21 protein-coding genes and 1 riboswitch are annotated in these 20,904 nt (G+C 61.5%); of the genes, 5 read left to right on the top strand and 16 right to left on the bottom strand.

The genetic code is table 11. The features are described from left to right. Nucleotides 1-114 precede the first annotated feature (114 nt). Genes HU724_RS16590 through HU724_RS16580 form a run of 3 tightly spaced genes read right to left on the bottom strand, consistent with a single transcriptional unit; the run spans nucleotide 115 to nucleotide 2,902 of the window. Nucleotides 115-879 carry an ABC transporter ATP-binding protein gene (locus HU724_RS16590; RefSeq protein ID WP_186569579.1) on the bottom strand — a complete coding sequence of 255 codons (765 nt, stop codon included), beginning with the start codon at nucleotides 877-879 and terminating at the stop codon, nucleotides 115-117. Then, nucleotides 876-1,892 carry a FecCD family ABC transporter permease gene (locus HU724_RS16585; protein WP_073471135.1) on the bottom strand — a complete coding sequence of 339 codons (1,017 nt, stop codon included), beginning with the start codon at nucleotides 1,890-1,892 and terminating at the stop codon, nucleotides 876-878. Before HU724_RS16585 ends, HU724_RS16590 begins: the two co-directional genes overlap by 4 nt. Next, on the bottom strand, nucleotides 1,889-2,902 hold the full coding sequence (locus tag HU724_RS16580; protein WP_186569578.1) for an ABC transporter substrate-binding protein: 1,014 nt from the start codon (nucleotides 2,900-2,902) through the stop codon (nucleotides 1,889-1,891). The genes HU724_RS16585 and HU724_RS16580 overlap by 4 nt, the downstream gene beginning before the upstream one ends. Nucleotides 2,903-3,041: 139 nt before the next feature. Further along, nucleotides 3,042-3,235: riboswitch (cobalamin riboswitch) on the bottom strand. Between the two features lie 120 nt (nucleotides 3,236-3,355). Between HU724_RS16580 and HU724_RS16575 the strand changes: the two genes are divergently transcribed. Next, entirely contained in the window at nucleotides 3,356-3,583 is a 228-nt protein-coding gene (locus HU724_RS16575; protein WP_007918027.1) for a ParD-like family protein, read from the top strand. Continuing rightward, nucleotides 3,580-4,371, top strand: coding sequence for a type I methionyl aminopeptidase (gene map, locus HU724_RS16570; RefSeq protein ID WP_024013195.1), 792 nt, complete (start codon nucleotides 3,580-3,582; stop codon nucleotides 4,369-4,371). Before HU724_RS16575 ends, map begins: the two co-directional genes overlap by 4 nt. A 203-nt stretch (nucleotides 4,372-4,574) precedes the next feature. Here the strand turns inward: map and HU724_RS16565 are convergent, their stop codons facing one another. From HU724_RS16565 to ribBA, 5 genes are all read right to left on the bottom strand, one after another. After that, nucleotides 4,575-5,729: an ABC transporter ATP-binding protein gene (locus HU724_RS16565; RefSeq protein ID WP_186569577.1), complete on the bottom strand. Its 1,155-nt coding sequence runs from the start codon at nucleotides 5,727-5,729 to the stop codon at nucleotides 4,575-4,577. Between the two features lie 17 nt (nucleotides 5,730-5,746). Next, nucleotides 5,747-6,556 carry an ABC transporter permease gene (locus HU724_RS16560; RefSeq protein WP_007918021.1) on the bottom strand — a complete coding sequence of 270 codons (810 nt, stop codon included), beginning with the start codon at nucleotides 6,554-6,556 and terminating at the stop codon, nucleotides 5,747-5,749. 6 nt (nucleotides 6,557-6,562) lie between these two features. Then, on the bottom strand, nucleotides 6,563-7,471 hold the full coding sequence (locus HU724_RS16555; RefSeq protein WP_130927333.1) for an ABC transporter permease: 909 nt from the start codon (nucleotides 7,469-7,471) through the stop codon (nucleotides 6,563-6,565). Further along, the gene (locus HU724_RS16550) at nucleotides 7,468-8,493 is read right to left on the bottom strand and encodes an ABC transporter substrate-binding protein (protein WP_186569576.1); all 1,026 of its coding nucleotides are present in this window, start codon (nucleotides 8,491-8,493) and stop codon (nucleotides 7,468-7,470) included. The genes HU724_RS16555 and HU724_RS16550 overlap by 4 nt, the downstream gene beginning before the upstream one ends. A 357-nt stretch (nucleotides 8,494-8,850) precedes the next feature. Next, nucleotides 8,851-9,960, bottom strand: a complete 1,110-nt coding sequence (ribBA, locus tag HU724_RS16545) for a bifunctional 3,4-dihydroxy-2-butanone-4-phosphate synthase/GTP cyclohydrolase II (RefSeq protein ID WP_016775017.1) — start codon at nucleotides 9,958-9,960, stop codon at nucleotides 8,851-8,853. A 68-nt stretch (nucleotides 9,961-10,028) separates the two neighbouring features. On the opposite strand from ribBA, the gene HU724_RS16540 reads away from it, so the two are divergent. Next, entirely contained in the window at nucleotides 10,029-10,325 is a 297-nt protein-coding gene (locus HU724_RS16540) for a DUF1330 domain-containing protein (protein WP_186569575.1), read from the top strand. Between the two features lie 123 nt (nucleotides 10,326-10,448). Here HU724_RS16540 and HU724_RS16535 read toward each other — a convergent pair whose 3' ends face one another. From HU724_RS16535 to HU724_RS16505, 7 genes are all read right to left on the bottom strand, one after another. Beyond that, a complete protein-coding gene (locus tag HU724_RS16535; RefSeq protein WP_024013191.1) occupies nucleotides 10,449-11,012 on the bottom strand; it encodes an NUDIX hydrolase in 564 nt (187 codons plus the stop codon). A 1-nt stretch (nucleotide 11,013) separates the two neighbouring features. Then, entirely contained in the window at nucleotides 11,014-11,778 is a 765-nt protein-coding gene (locus tag HU724_RS16530; RefSeq protein WP_016775014.1) for a GntR family transcriptional regulator, read from the bottom strand. Between the two features lie 57 nt (nucleotides 11,779-11,835). Continuing rightward, nucleotides 11,836-12,225 (bottom strand): carboxymuconolactone decarboxylase family protein, encoded by a 390-nt coding sequence (locus tag HU724_RS16525; RefSeq protein WP_186569574.1) that lies wholly within the window; start codon nucleotides 12,223-12,225, stop codon nucleotides 11,836-11,838. A gap of 210 nt (nucleotides 12,226-12,435) precedes the next feature. After that, a complete protein-coding gene (locus tag HU724_RS16520; protein WP_016775013.1) occupies nucleotides 12,436-12,921 on the bottom strand; it encodes a flavin reductase family protein in 486 nt (161 codons plus the stop codon). A 12-nt stretch (nucleotides 12,922-12,933) separates the two neighbouring features. Next, nucleotides 12,934-14,415, bottom strand: coding sequence for an aldehyde dehydrogenase (locus tag HU724_RS16515; protein ID WP_071172701.1), 1,482 nt, complete (start codon nucleotides 14,413-14,415; stop codon nucleotides 12,934-12,936). Beyond that, on the bottom strand, nucleotides 14,412-15,245 hold the full coding sequence (locus HU724_RS16510; RefSeq protein WP_101155075.1) for an alpha/beta fold hydrolase: 834 nt from the start codon (nucleotides 15,243-15,245) through the stop codon (nucleotides 14,412-14,414). Before HU724_RS16510 ends, HU724_RS16515 begins: the two co-directional genes overlap by 4 nt. Nucleotides 15,246-15,277: 32 nt before the next feature. Further along, the gene (locus HU724_RS16505; protein ID WP_007968626.1) at nucleotides 15,278-15,868 is read right to left on the bottom strand and encodes an amino acid synthesis family protein; all 591 of its coding nucleotides are present in this window, start codon (nucleotides 15,866-15,868) and stop codon (nucleotides 15,278-15,280) included. 450 nt (nucleotides 15,869-16,318) lie between these two features. On the opposite strand from HU724_RS16505, the gene HU724_RS16500 reads away from it, so the two are divergent. Both HU724_RS16500 and HU724_RS16495 read left to right on the top strand, forming a co-directional pair. Further along, the gene (locus tag HU724_RS16500) at nucleotides 16,319-17,362 is read left to right on the top strand and encodes a WD40/YVTN/BNR-like repeat-containing protein (protein ID WP_016775010.1); all 1,044 of its coding nucleotides are present in this window, start codon (nucleotides 16,319-16,321) and stop codon (nucleotides 17,360-17,362) included. Further along, nucleotides 17,359-19,743 carry an efflux RND transporter permease subunit gene (locus HU724_RS16495; protein WP_024013186.1) on the top strand — a complete coding sequence of 795 codons (2,385 nt, stop codon included), beginning with the start codon at nucleotides 17,359-17,361 and terminating at the stop codon, nucleotides 19,741-19,743. Before HU724_RS16500 ends, HU724_RS16495 begins: the two co-directional genes overlap by 4 nt. A 307-nt stretch (nucleotides 19,744-20,050) precedes the next feature. Here the strand turns inward: HU724_RS16495 and HU724_RS16490 are convergent, their stop codons facing one another. Beyond that, nucleotides 20,051-20,770 carry a FadR/GntR family transcriptional regulator gene (locus HU724_RS16490; RefSeq protein ID WP_024013185.1) on the bottom strand — a complete coding sequence of 240 codons (720 nt, stop codon included), beginning with the start codon at nucleotides 20,768-20,770 and terminating at the stop codon, nucleotides 20,051-20,053. Nucleotides 20,771-20,904 lie beyond the last annotated feature (134 nt).

The following is a 20,904-nucleotide window of genomic DNA, read 5'->3' as shown; positions in this document are numbered from 1 at the left end:
TCGCGAGCAGGCTAGCTCCCACAGAACTCGCGTTCTCCCCGTCATTCACGGCAAGACACAATCCCCTTGTGGGAGCGAGCCTGCTCGCGAAAGCGGTGTTTCAGCTACACTGCATCAGGCAAGAAAGCGCAATATCGGCGCACCATCGAACGGGTCTGTCAGATAGTGCGCCCTGACCCCGAAAGTCGTCTGTAACCGCTCCGGCGTCAGCACGTGCAGCGGCTCGCCCAATGCCACCAGACGCCCGCGCTCCAGCACCGCCAGGCGATCGCATTTGAGCGCCTGATTGAGATCGTGCAAGGCGATCAACGTCGTCACCGGCAGTGCGCGCACCACTTGCAGAATGCTCAACTGATGCTGGATATCGAGGTGGTTGGCCGGCTCGTCGAGCAGCAGGATCTGCGGGCGCTGCGCCAGTGCGCGGGCGATGTGCACGCGCTGGCGTTCACCGCCGGAGAGGCTGCGCCAGAGGCGGTTGCGCAGGTGCACGGCGTCGACGTCAATCAGCGCTTGCTCGACGATGGCGTCATCGGCCGGCGACCACGGTTGCAGCGCTGACAACCACGGCGTGCGCCCCAGCGCCACCGCGTCGAACACGCGAATGCCATCGTCGGTGTCGGCCTGTTGCTCTACCACCGCCAGCGTCTGCGCGATGCTGCGCCGCGACATCTTGCCCAGCGTCCGACCGTCGAGCTGCACATGGCCCGCGCTCGGTTCACGCAAGCCGGCGAGCAGTTTCAGCAGCGTGGATTTACCCGAACCGTTTGGCCCGACAATGCCCAGGGTCTCGCCGCGCTGAACGTCGAGGCTGACACCATTGAGCAACTCGGCACCGCGCACTTTGAAGCCCACACCCGCACAACTCAGAACCGTGTTCATCGCGCCGATCTCCGGCCCACCAGAATCAGCGCGAACACCGGTGCGCCGACCAGCGCAGTGATCACGCCGACCGGGATCACCTGACCCTTGATCAGGGTGCGCGACAGCACATCGGCGGCGATCAGAAACACCGCGCCGCCCAGCGCACTGGCCGGCAACAGACGCGCATGCCCCGTGCCGAGCAACAACCGCGCGGCATGGGGAATCACCAGGCCGACAAAACCGATCGAGCCGACAATCGACACCATCACCGCCGTCACCAGCGCGGCGCAGCCGATCAACAGAATCTGCACGCGGCGCACGGCAATGCCGAGGGAGGCTGCCGAGTCCGCGCCAAAGGTGAACGCATCCAAGGCTCGGCGATGCCACAGACAAACAACCAAGCCCAACACCGCCACCGGCACCGCCAGCCACACCGACGGCCAGCGTACGCCGCCGAGATTGCCCAGCAGCCAGAACATGATGCCGCGCGCTTGTTCGGAGCTGGCCGAGCGGGTGATCAGAAAAGCGGTGAGGGCGTTGAACAGTTGCGAGCCGGCAATCCCGGCCAGAATGATCTGCCCGGTGCCACTGGCCGAGCCGCTGACCCGTGCCAACAAAATCACCAGTACGAACGCGGTCACCGCGCCGGCAAAGGCACCGACCGACAATGAAATCGCCCCGGCGCCGACGCCAAGCAGGGCGACCATCACCGCGCCAGTCGAGGCGCCAGCAGAAATTCCCAGCAGATACGGATCGGCCAACGGATTGCGCAGCAGCGATTGCAGGATCACCCCGCACGTCGCCAGGCCGGCGCCGCAGGCCGCCGCGACCAGCGCGCGGGTCAGGCGATAGTTCCAGACGATGCCTTCGTCGATCGGGTCGAGCACATAACCGGCGCCCCACAGCTTGTTGGCCAGCACCTGCAACACTACGCTCGGCTCGATCGAAGTCTCGCCAATGGCCACGCCGCCAATCAGCGCGACCGACAGCGTCAACAGCACCAGCAGCAAACGGATCAGGCGTCTGCTCATGGCGACAGGTCGTAGCCGTTGATGGCGCTGGCCAGTTGTGCGAGGCCGTCGAAGGTGCGCAGGCTGGCCTGCATGGCCATGGCGTCAAGGATGATGATGCGGTTGTGCTTGACCGCGTCCATGTTGCGCGTCACCGGATCACTGCGCAGGAAGGCGAGTTTTTTCTGATAGTCGTCCGCCGGGAAACGTCGACGATCCATGCGCGCGATCACCAGAAATGTCGGGTTGGCCTTGGCGATGGTTTCCCAGCCGACGGTCGGCCATTCTTCATCCGACTCGACCACGTTGCGCACGCCGAGGGTGCTGAGCATGAAATCGGGAACGCCTTTGTGCCCGGCCACGAAAGGCTCGATGTCCATCTCGGCGCTGGAGAACCACACCAGGGCGCTGACGTCTTTGCGCTGCTGCTTTTTCGCCGTGGCGATCGACTGCGCGAGGCTGGCTTTGAGCTGGTCATTGAGCTGCTCGCCACGCGCCTGCACATCGAAAATCGCTGCGAGCTGGCTCACGGCTTTGTAGATGCTGTCGATGCGAAACGGCGCCAGCCGCGTGCCGTCCGAGCCGACGAGGTTGTCCTTGGCTTCGCAGTCGGAGGGCAGCAGATAGGTAGGAATCTTCAGTTCATGAAACTGCTCGCGGGTGCCGACCGTGCCTTGCGGGCCGACCATCCATTCCAGCTCGACGGCTACCAGTTCCGGGCGTTTGGCGATCACCGCTTCGAAACTCGGCTCGTTGTCGGCGAGGCGCTCGATCCTGTCGTTCTGCGCTTTGTATGTGCCCAGCACGTCGTTGAACCACAACGAGGTGCCGACGACTTTGTCGCCCAGGCCCAAGGCATAAAGCATTTCCGTACCGGCCTGGCCGATGGTCACCGTGCGCGCGGGCGCGTGCTGAAAGGTCAGGCTGCTGCCGCAGTTCTCCACGGTCAGCGGATACGCAGTCGGCGTCGCTTGCGCCAGGGCGCAAAGGCTCAAAGCGGTGAGCAGGGTGGCAACGCGGGGCAGCAGCATGGGGCAGTCTCCAGGAGAACCGTACGGGAGCAGGCGGGTACGGTTGGAAACACACCTCGGGCGCGGTCGTGGAAACTGCGCAAGGCCGGCACAGGGAAAATGCGCACGGCACGATGTCCTTCCCGGACACCCCGCCGGTTAGTCAGTCACTGTGCCGGCAGGTCTCCTGACTGATGCGTCATCGCCACGCTCCGGCCTTCCCGGGATTCACCCAGTGGCAGTCGAGGAGCAGGCTCGGCACCTACAGTTGCGGGGGCAGTTCCGATCGATGCTGTGCAAGCATTTCGGATTCCCTATTAATTCCGTGTGGAAACCGGCGGCGGCATGGTAGTCGATTTGCGCGGTGGAGGGGGAGGCGAATCTGTGACAGCGTCGATTTTGTCGTCGGCATTGCAATCTGTCATATGCCCTGGCTAATATACGATCCATATACACATCGTATCGGATTCATATATGGGCATCGTAAAGATTTCAGAGGACATGCACGAGAACCTGCGCATCTCCAGCAACGCCCTCAGCCGCTCGATCAACGCGCAGGCCGAGCACTGGATGCGCATCGGCATGCTCGCCGAGCTGCATCCCAACCTCGACCACAGCGCCATTTGCCGCCTGCTGATCCGCGCCGAACAGAACGGCGGACTGGATCTGCAACAACTGACTCAGGAAGCCGTCAGCGCATGAGAAACCAGATCAAGATCAACACCCCGGCCGACATCGAAAAATCCCGCGCTGCCGGCAAACTCGCCGCCGAAGTACTGGCGATGCTGGTGCCGCATGTGAAGGCCGGGGTGACCACCGATGAGCTGGACCGGTTGTGCAACGACTACATCGTCAATGTGCAGAAAGCCGTGCCGGCCAACGTCGGTTATCACGGCTTTCCGAAAACCGTCTGCGCGTCGGTCAACGACGTGGTGTGTCACGGGATTCCATCGGGTACGCCATTGAAGGACGGCGACATCGTCAACCTCGATATCGCCGTGATCAAGGATGGCTGGTTCGGTGATACCAGCCGCATGTACGTCGTGGGTGAGGCGAGCCCCGAGGCGCAGCACCTGATCAAGACTACGTACGACGCGATGTGCGCGGGCATTCGCGCAGTGAAACCGGGCGCAACGCTGGGCGATATCGGTCATGCGATCCAGAGCCTGGCGGAGGCGGAGGGCTTCAGCGTGGTGCGCGAGTATTGCGGCCATGGCATCGGCAAGGTCTATCACGATGAACCGCAGATACTGCATTACGGCTTTCCCAACCAAGGGCTGAAGCTCAAGGCCGGAATGATTTTCACCGTGGAACCGATGCTCAATGCCGGCAAACGCCATGTGAAGAACATGCCGGATGGCTGGACGGTGCTGACCAAGGATGGCTCGTTGTCGGCGCAGTGGGAGCATATGGTCGCGGTGACGGAAAGCGGGTTTGAAGTGCTGACGGCGTGGCCGGATGAGATTGAAGGGTACCGGGCCATTGGCTAATACCGCGTCGCCTGCTTGCCCTCACCCTAGCCCTCTCCCAATGGGAGAGGGGACTGACCGAGGTGTTGTTGCGAGATACGCCGACGTGCGATACCGAGTCGAACTTACATTTTGCACAGCATGAAGATCGGCTCCCTTTCCCCCTCGCCCCCCGTGGGGGAGAGGGCTGGGGTGAGGGGGTAGATCCAACTGACTCAGCGCAATCAGTGAGCACCGGCAGCCTTGTTCAAATCGCTCTCGGTCCACTCGGTATAAACACAAGCATCCGCCGTCGCCCAGCGCACCCGGACCGGATCGCCGGCCTTGAGTGGCATGCCCGCGGCCGACAGCGCTTTCACCGTCATTGAAGTCCCGCCCGCAGTCACCACGCTGCACGTCTGGCTTTCACCGAGAAACAGCACCTCCACAACATTCGCCGACACCTCATTCCAGCCTGCCGCCAGCGGCTCATCCAGCGCTTGTTGCACGCTCAGCGCCAAGGCCTTTTCCGGACGCACCATCAGCAGCACATCCTGATCGGTATGCAATCCCGCTGTCAGCCGAATCGACAATGACTGTCCCTCGAAACTCGCCGCTGCATTGCTCTGCGCCTTGAGCTTGAGGAAGTTCGAATTGCCCAGAAACGACGCGACAAACGCATTCGGTGGATTCTGGTAAAGGTCATAACCACTGCCCAGACCGACGATTTTGCCGTGGCTGAAAATCGCGATGCGTTGCGACAGACGCATGGCTTCTTCCTGGTCGTGGGTCACGTAAACGATGGTGATGCCCAGGCGCCGGTGCAGCTGGCGCAGTTCATCCTGCAAGTCCTCGCGCAGCTTCTTGTCCAGCGCGCCCAGCGGTTCGTCCATCAGCAGGATGCGTGGCTCGTAAACCAGCGCCCTGGCGATGGCGACACGTTGTTGCTGACCGCCGGACAGTTGCGAAGGCCGGCGATGGGCGAACTGCTCAAGCTGCACCAGTTTCAACATCGCATCGACACGTTTTTCGCGCTCGGCTGTCGCCAGTTTGCGAATCGCCAAAGGGAAGGCGATGTTGTCGCGCACCGACAGATGCGGGAACAGCGAGTAGCGCTGGAAGACCATGCCGATGTCGCGCTTGTGCGGCGGCACATTGACCAGCGACTGGCCGTTGACGAGGATCTCGCCGCTGCTCGGTGTTTCAAACCCGGCGAGCATCGACAGCGTGGTGCTTTTGCCCGAGCCGCTGGAGCCGAGAAAAGTCAGGAATTCGCCGTCCTTGATGTCCAGCGAGATATTGTCCACGGCAGCGAAATCCCCGTAGTGCTTGTTCAGGTTGCGCAGGCTGACCAGGGGTTTGTCGTTCTGCTGGGATGCGTCTTTGATCACGGCACTCATGTCGTACTCCTGGGCGCTCAGGCGCTGATTTCGTTGCGCCGGCGCAGGGCGGCGGCGATCACCATGACCAATACCGACAGGCCGATCAGCAGCGTCGAAGCGACGGCGATCACTGGCGTCAGGTCCTGGCGCAGGGTGGTCCACATTTTCACGGGAAGGGTTTGCAGAGTAGGGCTTGCCATCATCACGCTGAGCACCACTTCGTCCCATGAAACGAGGAAGGCGAAGAGGGCGCCGGCGACCATGCCCGGGCGGATCGCCGGAAACGTCACCTTGAACACCGCTTGCAGGCGCGAGGCACCGCAGATCACCGCCGCGTCTTCAATCGACTGATCGAACAGCTTCAGCGAGTTGATGATCGAGATGATGGTGAACGGCAGCGCGACGATCACGTGGCTGACGACGAAAGCGAACATGGTCCCGGTGTAGCCGAGCTTGAGAAACAGCGCGTACACCGCCACGGCGATGATCACCAGCGGCACGATCATCGGCAGGGTGAACAGGCCGTAGAGCATCTCGCGGCCGGGAAAGCGCCCGCGCACCAGCGCAAACGCGGTCGGCAGACCGAGGGCCACGGCGCAGATCGTAGTCAGCACGGCGACCTTGAGGCTGGCGGCAGCGGCGTTCATCCAGTCGGGATTGGAGAAGAACTGGCCGTACCATTTCAGCGTCCAGCCCGGTGGCGGGAACACCAGCCACTGCGAGGAGCCGAACGACAGCAGGACGATGAACACGATCGGCAACAGCAGGAACAGACCGATCAGCCCAGTCGTAGCGTAGAGGCCGAAACGCATGCGCCGGCTCATGGCATTAGGGGTCAGGAGCATGTCGGCTTACCTCGCGTTACTGGCGCCAACCGGGGATTCCGGTTGAAGCTTCAGGTAGAAGTAGAACAGCACCAGGGTGATTGCGATCAACAACGCGGCGCCGGCACTGGCCAGGCCCCAGTTGAGGAACGATTGCACCTGCTGAATGATGAACTCCGGCAGCATCATGTTCTGCGCCCCGCCCAGCAAAGCGGGGGTGACGTAGTAACCGAGCGACATCACGAACACCATCAAACCGCCGGACGCCAGACCCGGCCGGCACAGCGGCAGGAACACCCGGAAGAAGTTGGTCCACGGACTGGCACCGCAGATCGAGCCGGCCTGCAGGATCATCGGGTCGATGGCCTGCATGGTCGCCTGCAACGGCAGCACGATGAACGGGATCATGATGTAGCTCATGCCGATCACCACGCCCGTGAGGTTGTGCACCATCTCCAGCGGTTGATCGATGATGCCCAGCGCCATCAGCGCCTTGTTGATCACGCCCGAGGCTTGCAGCAACACCAGCCACGAATAGGTGCGGGCGAGCAGGCTGGTCCACATCGACAGCAACACGATATTGAGGATCCAGCGCCCCCAGCCGCGCGGCACCAAAGTGATCGCCCAGGCCAGCGGAAAGCCCAGCAGCAGGCTGAACAGCGTCACCAGCCCGGCCACCGAAAAGGTGTTGAGCAGCACTCGCGCATAGGCCGAGTTGGCGAACAGTTGTTCGTAGTTGCCGAGACCCGGCACAGGTTCGAGCACACCGCGCAGCAGCAGGCCAATCAACGGCGCCAGAAAGAACAGGCCGAGGAACAGCAGCGCCGGGACGAGGTTGCCGGCGCCGCGCCAGCGTTGCTTGAAAGCCGAACCGGCAGCGCCGGCGGCGCTCCCGGTGGCAGTGGAAGAACGGGGCGCAGTGGCCGCGATTTTCATTTGACCAGCCATTCGTTCCACCGTGTCGCGATAGCCGGACCGTTCTTGGCCCAGTAAGCGAAATCAAGGGTGATCTGATCCTTGGCGTAAGCCGTCGGCAGGTTGGGGGCCAGCGTCGAATCCAGACGCTCCACACTGTCGAGGTTGACCGGCGCGTAGGCGGTCAGGTTGGAGAAGTCGGCCTGGCCTTTGGCGCTGCTGGCATTGGCGAGGAACTTCATCGCCGCATCTTTGTTTTTCGAGCCTTTGGGGATGACCAGAATGTCGGCCATGACCAGGTTCTGTTTCCAGCTCACGCCGACCGGTGCGCCGTCTTCCTGCAAGGCGTGCACACGGCCATTCCAGAACTGGCCCATGCTCGCTTCGCCGGACGCGAGCAGTTGCTGCGACTGCGCGCCGCCGCCCCACCAGACGATGTCTTTCTTGATGGTGTCGAGTTTCTTGAAGGCGCGATCCAGATCCAGCGGGTAGAGCTTGTCGGCAGGTACGCCATCGGCCAGCAGCGCCAGTTCGAGCACGCCGGGGCTTGGCCATTTGTACAGGGCGCGTTTGCCTGGGTAGGTCTTGGTGTCGAACAGCGCGCTCCAGTCCTGCGGCTTGTTGGCGCCGAGCTTGCCCTCGTTGTAGCCGAGGACAAAGGAGAAGAAGAACGAGCCGACGCCGTGATCGCTGACGAAGCGCGGGTCGATCCTGTCGCGCTGGATCACTTTGAAGTCGAGGGGTTCGAGCAGGCCTTCGGCAGCGGCGCGCAAGGCGAAATCGGCTTCAACATCGACCACGTCCCACTGCACGTTGCCGCTTTCGACCATGGCCTTGAGTTTGCCGTAGTCGGTGGGACCGTCCTGAACGACGGTGATGCCGCTGGCCTTGCTGAACGGATCGGCCCAGGCTTGTTTCTGCGCATCCTGGGTGCTACCGCCCCAGCTGACAAAATTCACGCTTTCGGCAGCCATTGCAGCTTGGCCGGTAACGCTGAGCAGTCCCGCGAAAAAGATCGCGGTTGCAGCTTTGTTCAACACCATGTTCACGCCCTCATTGTTGTGTTTTTGAGCGGGCCTTGCGTTGTTGCCCGCCTGTCGGGAGCAGTAGCTGGACGGTTTTTTGGTTCGTCCGGTCTATGGAATATCATATTATGGTATTCCAAACTTTGTGCAAGCACTTTGCCTTACCGGTTATCTGGCGGATCTGTCTTTCCGGTCTTCATCCAAATGTGTAGCGAATGAAACTGTGGCGAGGGGATTTATCCCCGTTGGGCTGCGGAGCAGCCCTGAAAGCGGGACATGCGATATTTCTGGCGGATCGCGTTGGCAGGAATCGGGGCCGCTTCGCAGCCCGACGGGGATAAATCCCCTCGCCACAGGGGAGTATCGATAACAGGGTTATTCGGTAAACGGAATGCTCTCAACCACCTCAAGGTCATACCCGGTCAATCCCGCGTACTTCAGCGGTGGGCCAAGGTGGCGCAGCTTGCCAACCCCCAGATTCTGCAGAATCTGCGCCCCAGTCCCGACCTCGGAATAGATCCGCGACTGCGAACGGCTGAACTGCCGTGGCGGCTGGGTCAACTGCGGCACGCGCTCGAGCAACGCCTGCGACGATTCATGATTGGCCAGCACCACCACAACCCCATGGCCTTCCGCCGCGACCCGTTGCAGCGCCGCCCACAGCGTCCAGTTCGTTGGCCCGCTGTACTCGGCGCCGACCAGGTCGCGCAGCGGATCGATCACATGCACGCGCACCAGCGTCGGCTCTTCACGGCGCAGGTCGCCCATGACCATCGCCATGTGCACACCGCCTTCGATGCGATCCTCGAAGGTGATCAAACGGAAGGTGCCATGCACCGTCGGCAGTTCACGTTCGCCGATGCGTTCGATGGTGTGCTCGGTACTCAGGCGATAGTGGATCAGGTCGGCAATCGTGCCGATCTTGATCCCGTGCTTGCGCGCGAACTGCTCCAGATCCGGACGGCGCGCCATGGTGCCGTCGTCGTTCATGACTTCGACAATCACCGAGGCCGGGGTGAAACCGGCCAGACGCGCCAGATCGCAACCGGCCTCGGTGTGCCCGGCACGGGTCAGCACGCCACCTTCCTTGGCGCGCAGCGGGAAGATGTGGCCGGGCTGCACCAGGTCTTCGGCGCGGGCATTCGGCGCGACGGCGGCGGCGACTGTGCAGGCGCGATCTGCGGCGGAAATGCCGGTAGTCACGCCGACCGCCGCTTCGATCGACACGGTAAATGCAGTGCTGAACACGCTGCCATTGGCGGGTACCATTTGCTCCAGGCCCAAGCGCTGACAATGTTCGTCGGTCAGGGTCAGGCAGATCAGCCCGCGTGCCTCGCGGGCCATGAAGCTGATAGCCTCCGGTGTGCAACGATCAGCGGCCAGCAGCAGGTCGCCTTCGTTCTCGCGGTCTTCGTCATCGACCAGCAGGACCATTTTGCCGAGGCGATAATCTTCGATGATTTCTTCGATGCTGTTGAAGGCCATGCTGGACTCTCAGGGTTCGTTGGAAATATATTGGTATACCATAATACAAAATCAACAAAGAGGTCACTATGAAGGCGTACTGGATTGCACATGTGGATATAGCCGATACCGAGCACTACAGCCAATACACCCAGCGCACCCCGCAGGCGATTGCCGCATTCGGCGGCAAGTTTCTGGCCAGAGGCGGGCGCAGCGAAGCGATGGAAGGACGGCAGACGCCACAGCGCACGGTGATCATCGAGTTTGAAAACTACGAAACAGCCGTGGCGTGCTACCGCTCGCCGGCGTATCAGGAGGCGAAAAGTTATCGCGAGGACTGGGCGAGGGCGGAGATCATTATCGTTGAGGCCTTTGCCCCGATCTAAGCCGCATGATCGTTCCCACGCTCCGCGTGGGAATGCAGCCCGGGACGCTCTGCGTCCCATCCAGAGCCGAACGCGGAGCGTCCGTGGAGGCATTCCCACGCGGAGCGTGGGAACGATCAGAACTCAGCGCATGAAGTGAATTTTGCCGCTGTCATCATTGCCCATGTAGATCCCGTAAACCCCAGCTTGGCGCTCTTCGATATAGCGCTCGAGAATCTGCCGGATCGCCGGGTAGTAGATCTGCTCCCACGGAATCTCTTCAGGGGCGAAGAACTTGTAATCCATGGTTTCCGGCCCGTACTGCCCTGTGATCTCCAGGGCGATGGCGCGGAAGATGATGTACACCTCGCTGATCTTCGGCACGCTGAAGATCGAATACGGCGAGACGATTTCCGCACGCACGCCGCTTTCTTCCCAGACTTCGCGCAGCGCCGCCTGTTCGGTGGTCTCACCGCTTTCCATGAAACCGGCCGGCAGGGTCCAGGTGCCGGGGCGCGGGGGAATCGCCCGTTGGCACAAGAGGTATTTGCCGTCCTGCTCGATGATGCAGCCGGCAATGATCTTCGGATTGACGTAGTGGATATAGCCGCAGCCGCGGCACATCAGGCGCTCGTGCGTATCACCCGGCGGCGTCTGCTGACCGAGGTCAGGGCCACCGCATTTCGGGCAAAAGCTCGGGCTGAACATGTCATTGACCTATGCGGGGTTCTTTCAGCGCGATCGGCAGGGTGATCGCCGGGGTGCCTTTGACGGCGACGCCGGTTTCTTCCTGCTTGCGCTTGAGGTAGTCGAGGGCCACGGCAGCCGCCGCGCGGACGTGATCGACACAGGCCTGATGCGCCGCCAGCGGATCGCCGCTCTTGATCGCCTCGACCATTTTTTCCATCTCGTGATTACTTGCGCCGCGCCGGTTTTCCTGGGACACCGAGGTCGCGCGCAGATAGCTGATGCGTGCCTGCAACTGACGCAATTGGGTGGCGGCGACATGGTTGCCCGAGCCTTCGAGCAGCACGTCGTAGAAGCCCTGCACCGAGTCGATGACCTGTTGCAGCTCGCCGTCCTTGAGCGCCTTGCGGTTGTCATCGAGGGCTTTTTCCAGGGCTTTGATGTCCTTGGCTTTGGCGCGCAGGGTGAACAGCTGGACGATCAGGCCTTCGAGCACACAACGCAGTTCGTAGATATCGACGGCGTCGTCGAGGGTGATGATGGCTACGCGCGGGCCTTTGGCATCGGCGAATTCGACGAGACCTTCGGATTCGAGGTGACGCAAGGCTTCGCGCACCGAAGTGCGGCTGACACCGAGGCGATCACACAGATCGCGTTCGACCAGACGATCGCCTGGCATGAGCTGGAAATTCATGATCGCGCTACGCAGTTTGTCCAGCACGATTTCGCGCAGGGTAACGGGGTTGCGATTGACCTTGAAGCTGTCGTCGAGTGGCTGGCGTTTCATGGGGTCCGCTCTTGAGCTTGGCTGTCCATGCCAGACGGGCATCAAAACAGCCGAGGGTTAACTGGAGGCCTCGGCGTCGGCTTCGGCAAAGGCTTCACGGGCCAGCCGGAAACTGTCCACGGCCGCCGGAACGCCGCAATAAATGCCGACCTGAAGCAGAATTTCGCGTATTTGCTCACGACTCAGGCCGTTACGCAAGGCGCCACGCACATGCAGCTTGAGTTCATGCGGGCGGTTGAGCGCCGAGATCATTGCCAGGTTGATCATGCTGCGCTCCTTGAGCGACAGACCCTCACGCCCCCAGACATGGCCCCAGCAGTATTCAGTGACCATTTCCTGCAGCGGACGGGTGAAGTCGTCGGCGTTCTCGATCGAGCGCTGAACATAGGCTTCGCCCAATACCTGCGTACGGATCTGCAGCCCTTTTTCGTACTTATCGTTACTCATCATTCCTCCTCACAACACAGATCCCCTTGTTGGAATGAACCCTGTGGTGAGGGGATTTATCCCCGACGGGGTGCGAAGCACCCCCAATACCTGCAACGGCGATTTGCCAGATATTCCGCGCGCAATGGTTTTACGACTGCTTCGCAGCCGGTCGGGGATAAATCCCCTCACCACAATGGGTCGTTCCACAGTGGGAGTTGGGTGGGGCAATCAGGTCAAGGCAGGCAACGCACCCAACTTGCCCTTGTGATAAATCATCGGCGTCACCGGTTGCTCGGGCAGGATCAGGTTCTTCACTGCGCCGACAATGATCGCGTGATCGCCGCCGTCGTATTCACGCCACAACTCGCACTCGATGATCGCCGTGGCCTTGGCCAGAATCGGGTTGCCCAAATCGCTCAAATGCCACTCAATGCCCTTGGCCTTTTCCTTGCCCTTGCCGGCGAACGCGTAGGCTTCGGCGGTCTGCTCGGCGGAGAGCAAATGGATGGCGAATTTCTTGCTGTCGCGCAGCACCGGGTAGGTGTCGGACGCGTAGTTGGGGCAGAACAGCACCAGCGCCGGGTCGATCGACAGCGCGCTGAACGCGCTGGCGGTGATGCCGACGATGCCGCCGTCCGGGTCGAGGGTGGTGACCACCGTAACGCCGGACGGGAACGAGCTCATGACGTCTTTGTAAATGCCGGGTTCGATCATTTCGCAGGACTCCTAGCGCATCACAAACGGATCAGGCATTGGCGCCTGGGAGAGGTTGATCCACACCGTTTTCAGTTCGGTGTAGGCCAGCACCGAATCGATGCCGCTTTCGCGTCCATAGCCACTGTTCTTGAAGCCGCCGATCGGCGCCATCGCCGACACCGCACGGTAAGTGTTGACCCAGATAATCCCCGAGCGCACATCGCGGGCCAGACGATGGGCACGACCGAGGTCGCGGGTCCAGATGCCGGCGGCGAGGCCGAACTGTGAGTCATTGGCGATCGCCAGCGCTTCGGCTTCGTCTTTGAAACGAATCACCGAGGCGACCGGGCCGAAGACTTCTTCCTGCATGATCTTCATCGAATTGCGGTCGCACTCGAACAGCGTCGGCTCGTAAAACCAGCCTTCGCCGAGATCCGCCGGACGCTTGCCACCGGTGCGCAAACGCGCGCCTTCGGCGATCGCATCGGCGACCAGACCTTCGACCACCGCCAGTTGCTGCGCGGTGGCCATCGGGCCCATTTCACTGTGGTCTTCCTGCGGGTTGCCGATGCGGATGCGCTGGGCGCGCTCGACCAGACGATTGACGAACTCGTCGTAGATTTCGTCCTGCACCAGCAAACGCGAACCGGACACGCAACTCTGCCCGGACGCCGCGTAGATGCCGGCAATCGCACCGTTGATCGCGCTGTCGAGATCGGCGTCGGCGAAGATGATATTCGGCGACTTGCCGCCCAGCTCCAGCGACAGCTTGGCGAAATTCTCGGCGCTGCTGCGCACCACATGCCGCGCCGTGGCCGCGCCGCCGGTGAAGGCGATCTTGCGGATCAGCGGATGGCGGGTGAGGGCGGCGCCGGTGCTCGGGCCGTAACCGGTGACGACGTTGACCACGCCCGGCGGAATCCCGGCTTCGAGGGCCAGACGCGCCAGCTCGAGAATGGTCGCCGAGGCGTGCTCGGACGGCTTGATCACAATCGTGTTGCCGGCGGCGAGAGCCGGGGCCAGTTTGATCGCGGTCAGGTACAGCGGGCTGTTCCATGGAATGATCGCGGCGACCACACCCATGGCTTCATGCACGGTGTAGGCAAACAGGTCAGGCTTGTCCAACGGCAGGGTGCCGCCTTCAAGCTTGTCAGCGAGGCCTGCGGTGTAGTGGAAGAATTCCGGCAGATAGCTGACCTGGCCACGGGTTTCGCGGATCAGCTTGCCGTTGTCGCGGCTTTCCAGCTGCGCCAGGTGTTCCTTGTTTTCTGCGATCAGATCACCGAGGCGGCGCAACAATTTGCCCCGCGCAGTGGCGGTCAGGCCGCGCCAGGCCGGGCTGTCGAAGGCATTTTGCGCTGCTTGCACGGCGCGTTCGACGTCCGCTTCATCGGCGTCGGGCAGTTCCGCCCAGGCTTGCGCGGAGGCCGGGTTGAGGCTTTCGAAGGTCTTGCCGGAGAGGGCGTCGACCCAGTCTCCGCCGATGCACATCTGGAAGCGTGCGAGTGTCATGCAACGATCCCCTTTATATGGTTTTGTCGGGAGTGTGCGAATTGGAGAAATTCCAGCAGCATCTGATTGACCAGACGCGGCGACTCTACCGGCATCATATGCCGTTGCTCGGGCAGCACGGCAACCTTCGCACCTGGGATGCGCCGGGCCAGTTGCTCGGCCATTTCCGGCGTCGAGCCGGGGTCGAGTTCGCCGGTGGCGATCAGCGTCGGCGCCTCAATGGTGCTGAGGTCGTCGGCGCGATACATGTCCTGGGTGGCGAACAATTCGTAGGTGGTCAGGTAGCCCTGCGGATCATTGTTGGCCAATGTCTGGCGCAACGCGGCGATCTGCGCCGGGTTGGCTGCCTGATATTCACGGCTGAACCAGCGTGACAGCGCCGCCTCGGCATTGGCGTCCGGGCCGTGTTCGGCAGCCTGCGCAGTGCGAGCAATCACGCCGGCCCGCTGTTCTTCGCTGCGGTTGAACACGCTGTTCAGCACCACCAGGCTTTGCAGGCGCTCGGGATAGTGCAGGGCAAAAGCCCGGGCGACCAGGCCGCCCATGGAGAAACCGATCACCGCTGCCTGGGGCAGATTCAGGTGATCGAGCAGCTCGAGCAACTGATCGGCGTAACCGAGCAGGTCGGTGCCGCTGGCCGGGCGCGGGCTGGCGCCGTGACCGAGCATGTCGTAGGCGATCACCTGATACTGGCTGGCGAGGCCGACAATCTGTCCGCCCCACATTTCTTTGTTCAGGCCCACGCCGTGGATCAAGACCACGGGCTGGCCTTGGCCGGTCGCCAGGTAACTGGTGCCAGCCGGGGTGAGTTCAGCGGTGAGCCGAATCATGGAGCGCTCCTGCAATGCCTTTCTTGTTGTGATTACTGGGCTTTTTCGGCGGCCAGTTCTTCCAGATCGATGTAGCGGTTGCCGATGCGCGGGTGCAGGCGGCCACCGTCGGCGCAACCCAGCACGACCACGATTTCGTCAGCACGCGGCGCGTCTTCGATCTGCATTTCCAGGGTGATGTAGTGCGAACGCAGGCCTTCGTCGTCCTTGTGCATCATCGGGATCTGAATCGACGTGCCCGGGCCGCCGCGCTTGTTGGTGAAGCTCAGGTAGCTCTTGGCTTTTACCGCTTCGCGATAGTGATTGCCGAAGCGCAGGGTGTGGATCACCGCCGACGCGTGCTCGATTTCGCCATCAGCGCCGACGACCGCCGCTTTGCCGTAGGCCTCGATCTTCTCGGCACCGCCGATGATCCCGACCAGACGCTCGACCATCATTGCGCCGAGGTCGGAGCAGTTGGCGCGGATCTGCGGCTTGAGGTCTTCGACAAAACCATTGCCCACCCACGGGTTCTTCATCACCACGGCGAGGCCGACCATGGTCACCGGCTTGTCAGTAGCCTTGCCGCCTTCGATGAAGGTTTCTTCGACATAGCTGACGATCTTGCGAATTTCGAAACTCATGAGCTGCTCCGTTGGAGGATTGAGAATGTCTGTGCGTCTGATGGTATACCATAATACCGATCCTGCAAGTCCCTCTGATGAGATTTGCCTCATCACCCCGGCGAATGGTCATGTATTCAAATTCCCAAGCTACCGCCAACCCCTGTGGGAGCGAGCCTGCTCGCGAACGCGGTGTATCAGTCACCCTGTTTATTGGCTGACCCACCGCTTTCGCGAGCAAGCTCGCTCCCACAGGGAAAATGATGGGTTACAGAGAGCCGCTTTCGGTTAACAAAAGATAACGCGGCGCCGATTGTCAGACATTTGCAAAGCCCGATAGGATGAGCCAGCTTCCGAAGGGGCTCTGGATTGCGGGTTTCAGGACTATGCTTCTGAAACGCCAGTAGCTGAGCACCCTTGCGGCGCCCTTGAAGGCCCGATGGCCCAACAATAATAAATAGGGGAAGGTCTATGAGTCGTTGCCGCCCGCCGGCGTTACGCAACACCGCGTTGCTGGCCACAGCACTCTCGCTGCTGGGCTTCGCCACGTTATCGGCACCTGTGATTGCCGCCGAGGCCCCGGCTGACGTGGTCTATGCCACCGAATCGGCCAAGGCCGCAAAAAGCCTGATTCTTGATGTCGTCCACGCTGGCGCGCGTCTGGTCGCGGTCGGCGATCGCGGGCACATCGTCTATTCCGATGACCAGGGCAAGACCTGGACCCAGGCCAAGGTGCCAACCCGGCAACTGCTCACCGCCGTGTATTTCGTCGACGACAAAAACGGTTGGGCCGTGGGCCACGACGCGCAGATTCTCGCCAGCGCAGACGGCGGTCTGACCTGGACCAAACAATTCGAAGACCTCGCACGCGAATCGCCGCTGCTCGACGTCTGGTTCAAGGACGCCAGCAGCGGCTTTGCCGTGGGCGCCTACGGCACGCTGCTGGAAACCACCGACGGAGGCAAGCACTGGGAAGACGTCAGCGACCGCCTCGACAACGAAGACCAGTTCCACCTCAACGCCATCGCCGCCGTGAAAGACGCCGGGCTGTTCATCGTCGGCGAGTCCGGCAGCATGTTCCGCTCCGCCGATGACGGCCAGACCTGGGAAAAGCTTGAAGGCCCGTACGAAGGTTCGCTGTTCGGCGTGATCGGCACGGCGCAGCCGCAGACCCTGCTGGCGTACGGCTTGCGCGGCAACCTTTATCGCTCCACTGATTTCGGCAGCAACTGGGAGCAGGTCGAACTCAAAGCCGCCCGCGGTGCGCTGGAGTTCGGCCTGTCCGGCGGCACGCTGCTGGAAGACGGTTCGATCGTCATCGTCGGCAACGGCGGCTCGGTGATCAGCAGCAGCGACAACGGCGAAACCTTCAGCGTGTTCAACCGCCCGGATCGCATTTCGCTGTCGTCGGTCACCGCCGCCGGCAACGGCAACCTGATTCTGACCGGGCAGGGTGGTTTGCACATCACCCAGCCAAACGGTGCCGAGACCAATAACAAGAAGGCGGGGCTATGACTTCCTTGATCACTCCTCAGCAGGAAAAGGCGACGGTTCTCGAGCGCCTGATCTTCAACAACCGTCCGGCCGTGATCCTGATCTGCCTGGTGGTGAGCATTTTCCTGTTCTGGCAGGCCACGCTGATCCGGCCGTCGACCAGTTTTGAAAAAATGATCCCGCTGCAGCATCCCTTCATCGAAAAGATGATGGAGCACCGCAACGATCTGGCGAACCTGGGCAACACCGTGCGTATTTCGGTGGAAGCCACCGACGGCGACATCTTCTCCAAGGAGTACATGGAGACCCTGCGCCAGATCAACGACGAAGTGTTCTACATTTCCGGCGTCGATCGTTCCGGCCTCAAATCGCTGTGGAGCCCGAGCGTACGCTGGACCGAAGTGACCGAAGAGGGTTTCGCCGGCGGTGAAGTGATCCCGCAGAGCTACAACGGCTCGCAGGACAGCCTCGATCTGCTGCGCAACAATGTGCTCAAGTCCGGCCAGGTCGGGCGTCTGGTGGCCAACGATTTCAAGTCGAGCATCGTCGACATCCCGCTGCTGGAGGCCTATCCGGACCCGCAGGATCAGGGCAAGTTGCTGGCGCTGGACTATCGCCAGTTCTCCCATGAGCTCGAAGACAAGATCCGCAACAAGTTCGAAGCGCAGAACCCCAACATCAAGATCCACATCGTCGGTTTCGCCAAGAAGGTCGGTGACCTGATCGACGGTCTGGTGATGGTGGTGCTGTTCTTCGGGGTCGCCTTCGTCATCACCCTGATTCTGCTGCTGTGGTTCACCAACTGCCTGCGCAGCACCATCGCGGTGTTGAGCACGACGCTGGTGGCGGTGGTCTGGCAGCTCGGGTTGATGCACTTCTTCGGTTTCGGACTCGACCCGTATTCGATGCTGGTGCCGTTCCTGATTTTCGCCATCGGCATCTCCCACGGCGTGCAGAAAATCAACGGTATCGCCCTGCAATCCAGCGAGGCCGATAACGCCCTGACCGCTGCACGACGCACCTTCCGCCAGTTGTTCCTGCCGGGGATGATCGCGATTCTGGCCGATGCGGTGGGCTTCATTACCCTGCTGATCATCGACATCGGGGTGATCCGTGAACTGGCCATCGGCGCGTCCATCGGCGTTGCGGTGATCGTGTTCACCAACCTGATCCTGCTGCCGGTGGCGATTTCCTATGTCGGCATCAGCAAGCGCGCGATTGCCAAGAGCAAGAAGGACGCCAACCGTGAACACCCGTTCTGGCGCCTGCTGTCGAACTTCGCCAGCCCGAAAGTCGCACCGATTTCGGTCGCATTGGCGCTGATCGCCTTCGGTGGCGGCCTCTGGTACAGCCAGAACCTGAAGATCGGCGACCTCGACCAGGGCGCGCCGGAACTGCGTCCGGACTCGCGTTACAACAAGGACAACAACTTCATCATCAGCAACTACTCGACCAGCTCCGACGTGCTGGTGGTGATGGTCAAGACCAAAGCCGAAGGCTGCTCGCGTTACGAAGCCATGGCGCCGATCGATCAGCTGATGTGGAAGATGCAGAACACCGAGGGCGTGCAGTCGGCGATCTCGCTGGTGACCGTGTCCAAGCAGATGATCAAGGGCATGAACGAGGGCAACCTGAAATGGGAAACCCTGTCGCGCAACCCGGACGTGCTGAACAACTCGATCGCCCGCGCCGATGGTCTGTACAACAACAGCTGCTCGCTGGCACCGGTACTGGTGTTCCTCAACGATCACAAGGCCGAAACCCTTGATCGTGCGGTCAACGCGGTGCAGGAGTTCGCCAAGGAAAACAATAAGGACGGTCTTGAATTCATCCTCGCTGCCGGTAACGCCGGGATCGAAGCGGCCACCAACGAAGTCATCAAACAGGCTGAGCTGACCATCCTGATCCTGGTGTACATCTGCGTGGCGGTGATGTGCATGATCACCTTCCGCTCGTGGGCGGCGACGCTGTGCATCGTCCTGCCGCTGGTGCTGACCTCGGTACTCGGCAACGCGCTGATGGCGTTCATGGGCATCGGCGTGAAAGTCGCGACGCTGCCGGTGGTGGCGTTGGGCGTGGGGATCGGCGTGGACTACGGCATCTACATCTACAGCCGCCTCGAGAGTTTCCTGCGTGCCGGGCTGCCGCTGCAGGAAGCCTATTACCAGACGCTGAAGTCGACCGGTAAAGCGGTGCTGTTCACCGGTCTGTGCCTGGCAATCGGCGTGTGCACCTGGATCTTCTCGGCGATCAAGTTCCAGGCCGACATGGGCCTGATGCTGACCTTCATGCTGCTGTGGAACATGTTCGGCGCGCTGTGGCTGCTGCCGGCGCTTGCCAAGTTCCTGATCAAGCCGGAGAAACTGGCGGGGCAGAAGGGCAATTCGCTGTTTGCCCACTGATCTGACAGGCTGAAACGACAAAGCCGCAACCTTTGGGGGTTGCGGCTTTTTTTGTGCTTCAAGATCAAGAGCCCCTCACCCTAGCCCTCTCCCGGAGGGAGAGGGGACTGACCGCGGTGTCTCTCGCCATACACCGACCTGAAAGATCGAGTCGATTATGGATTCAAAGCAAATCACTGGACCTGCAATACCAAGCGATGTTGGATTCAGCGCAAATCGTTCAAGTCGGCGTAAATCTCAAATATCCCCCAATCGGTCCCCTCTGCCTCTGGGAGAGGGCTAGGGTGAGGGCAAGCGGTCTCAAGCCCTAAGAAAGCTCTGCGCCAAGCACCACACTCAACGCACTACGCGCATCATCCAACTGCACCAGCGTCGCATGCCGAGCACCCAGGGCATCGCGGTTCTCGATCGCTGTCAGAATCGCCTTGTGCCTGGGCAACGCCAGTTCATGCAGATTCGGCCGTTGATTGGAATGCTTCAACGCCTCGGCAATTGCTACCGCCAACATGTTGCACAGGTTCGCCAGCAGGTCGTTGTGCGTCGCATCGGCGATGCGGCTGTGGAAGTCCAGGTCCGGTTGCAACAGCGCTTCCGGGGTCGGTGCGGCTTCCATGCGTTGGTAGGCTTCGTTGATCGCAGCGATGTCGGCATCGGTTGCATGCTGAGCGGCGAGGGCGGCCGCTGCCGGCTCGATGATGCTGCGCACGCTGGTCAGCACGTTGAAGAATTCATTTTGTGGGCTGCTTTGCATCAGCCAGTGCAGCACGTCCGGGTCGAGCATGTGCCATTCGCGGCGGGCCTTGACCACTGTGCCGACGCGCGGTTTGGAATACACCAGCCCCTTGGCCACCAGCACTCGGGTGGCCTCGCGCAACACCGGCCGACTGACCGCGTACTCCTCGCACAGCAAGGCTTCGGCGGGCAGTTTGTCGTCGGGCAAAAAGCGTCCGGAGACGATCTGCATGCCCAGTTCCTGGACGATGCGCGAGTGCATGCTTTTACGGTCGGAAGGTTTGCGGTAATCCATGGGGAGTGGCGCGATCCTGAGCGATGGAGATGCCGCGCATCATAGCAGGCACGGCACAGATTTGAGGCGATACGCAAAAGCAACTGTGGGAGCGAGCCTGCTCGCGAAGGCGGCATATCAGTCAAATAGATGTC

This window comes from Pseudomonas iranensis (assembly GCF_014268585.2).
Classification (GTDB): Bacteria; Pseudomonadota; Gammaproteobacteria; order Pseudomonadales; family Pseudomonadaceae; genus Aquipseudomonas; species Aquipseudomonas iranensis.
This window is presented reverse-complemented; position numbering and strand designations above follow the sequence as displayed.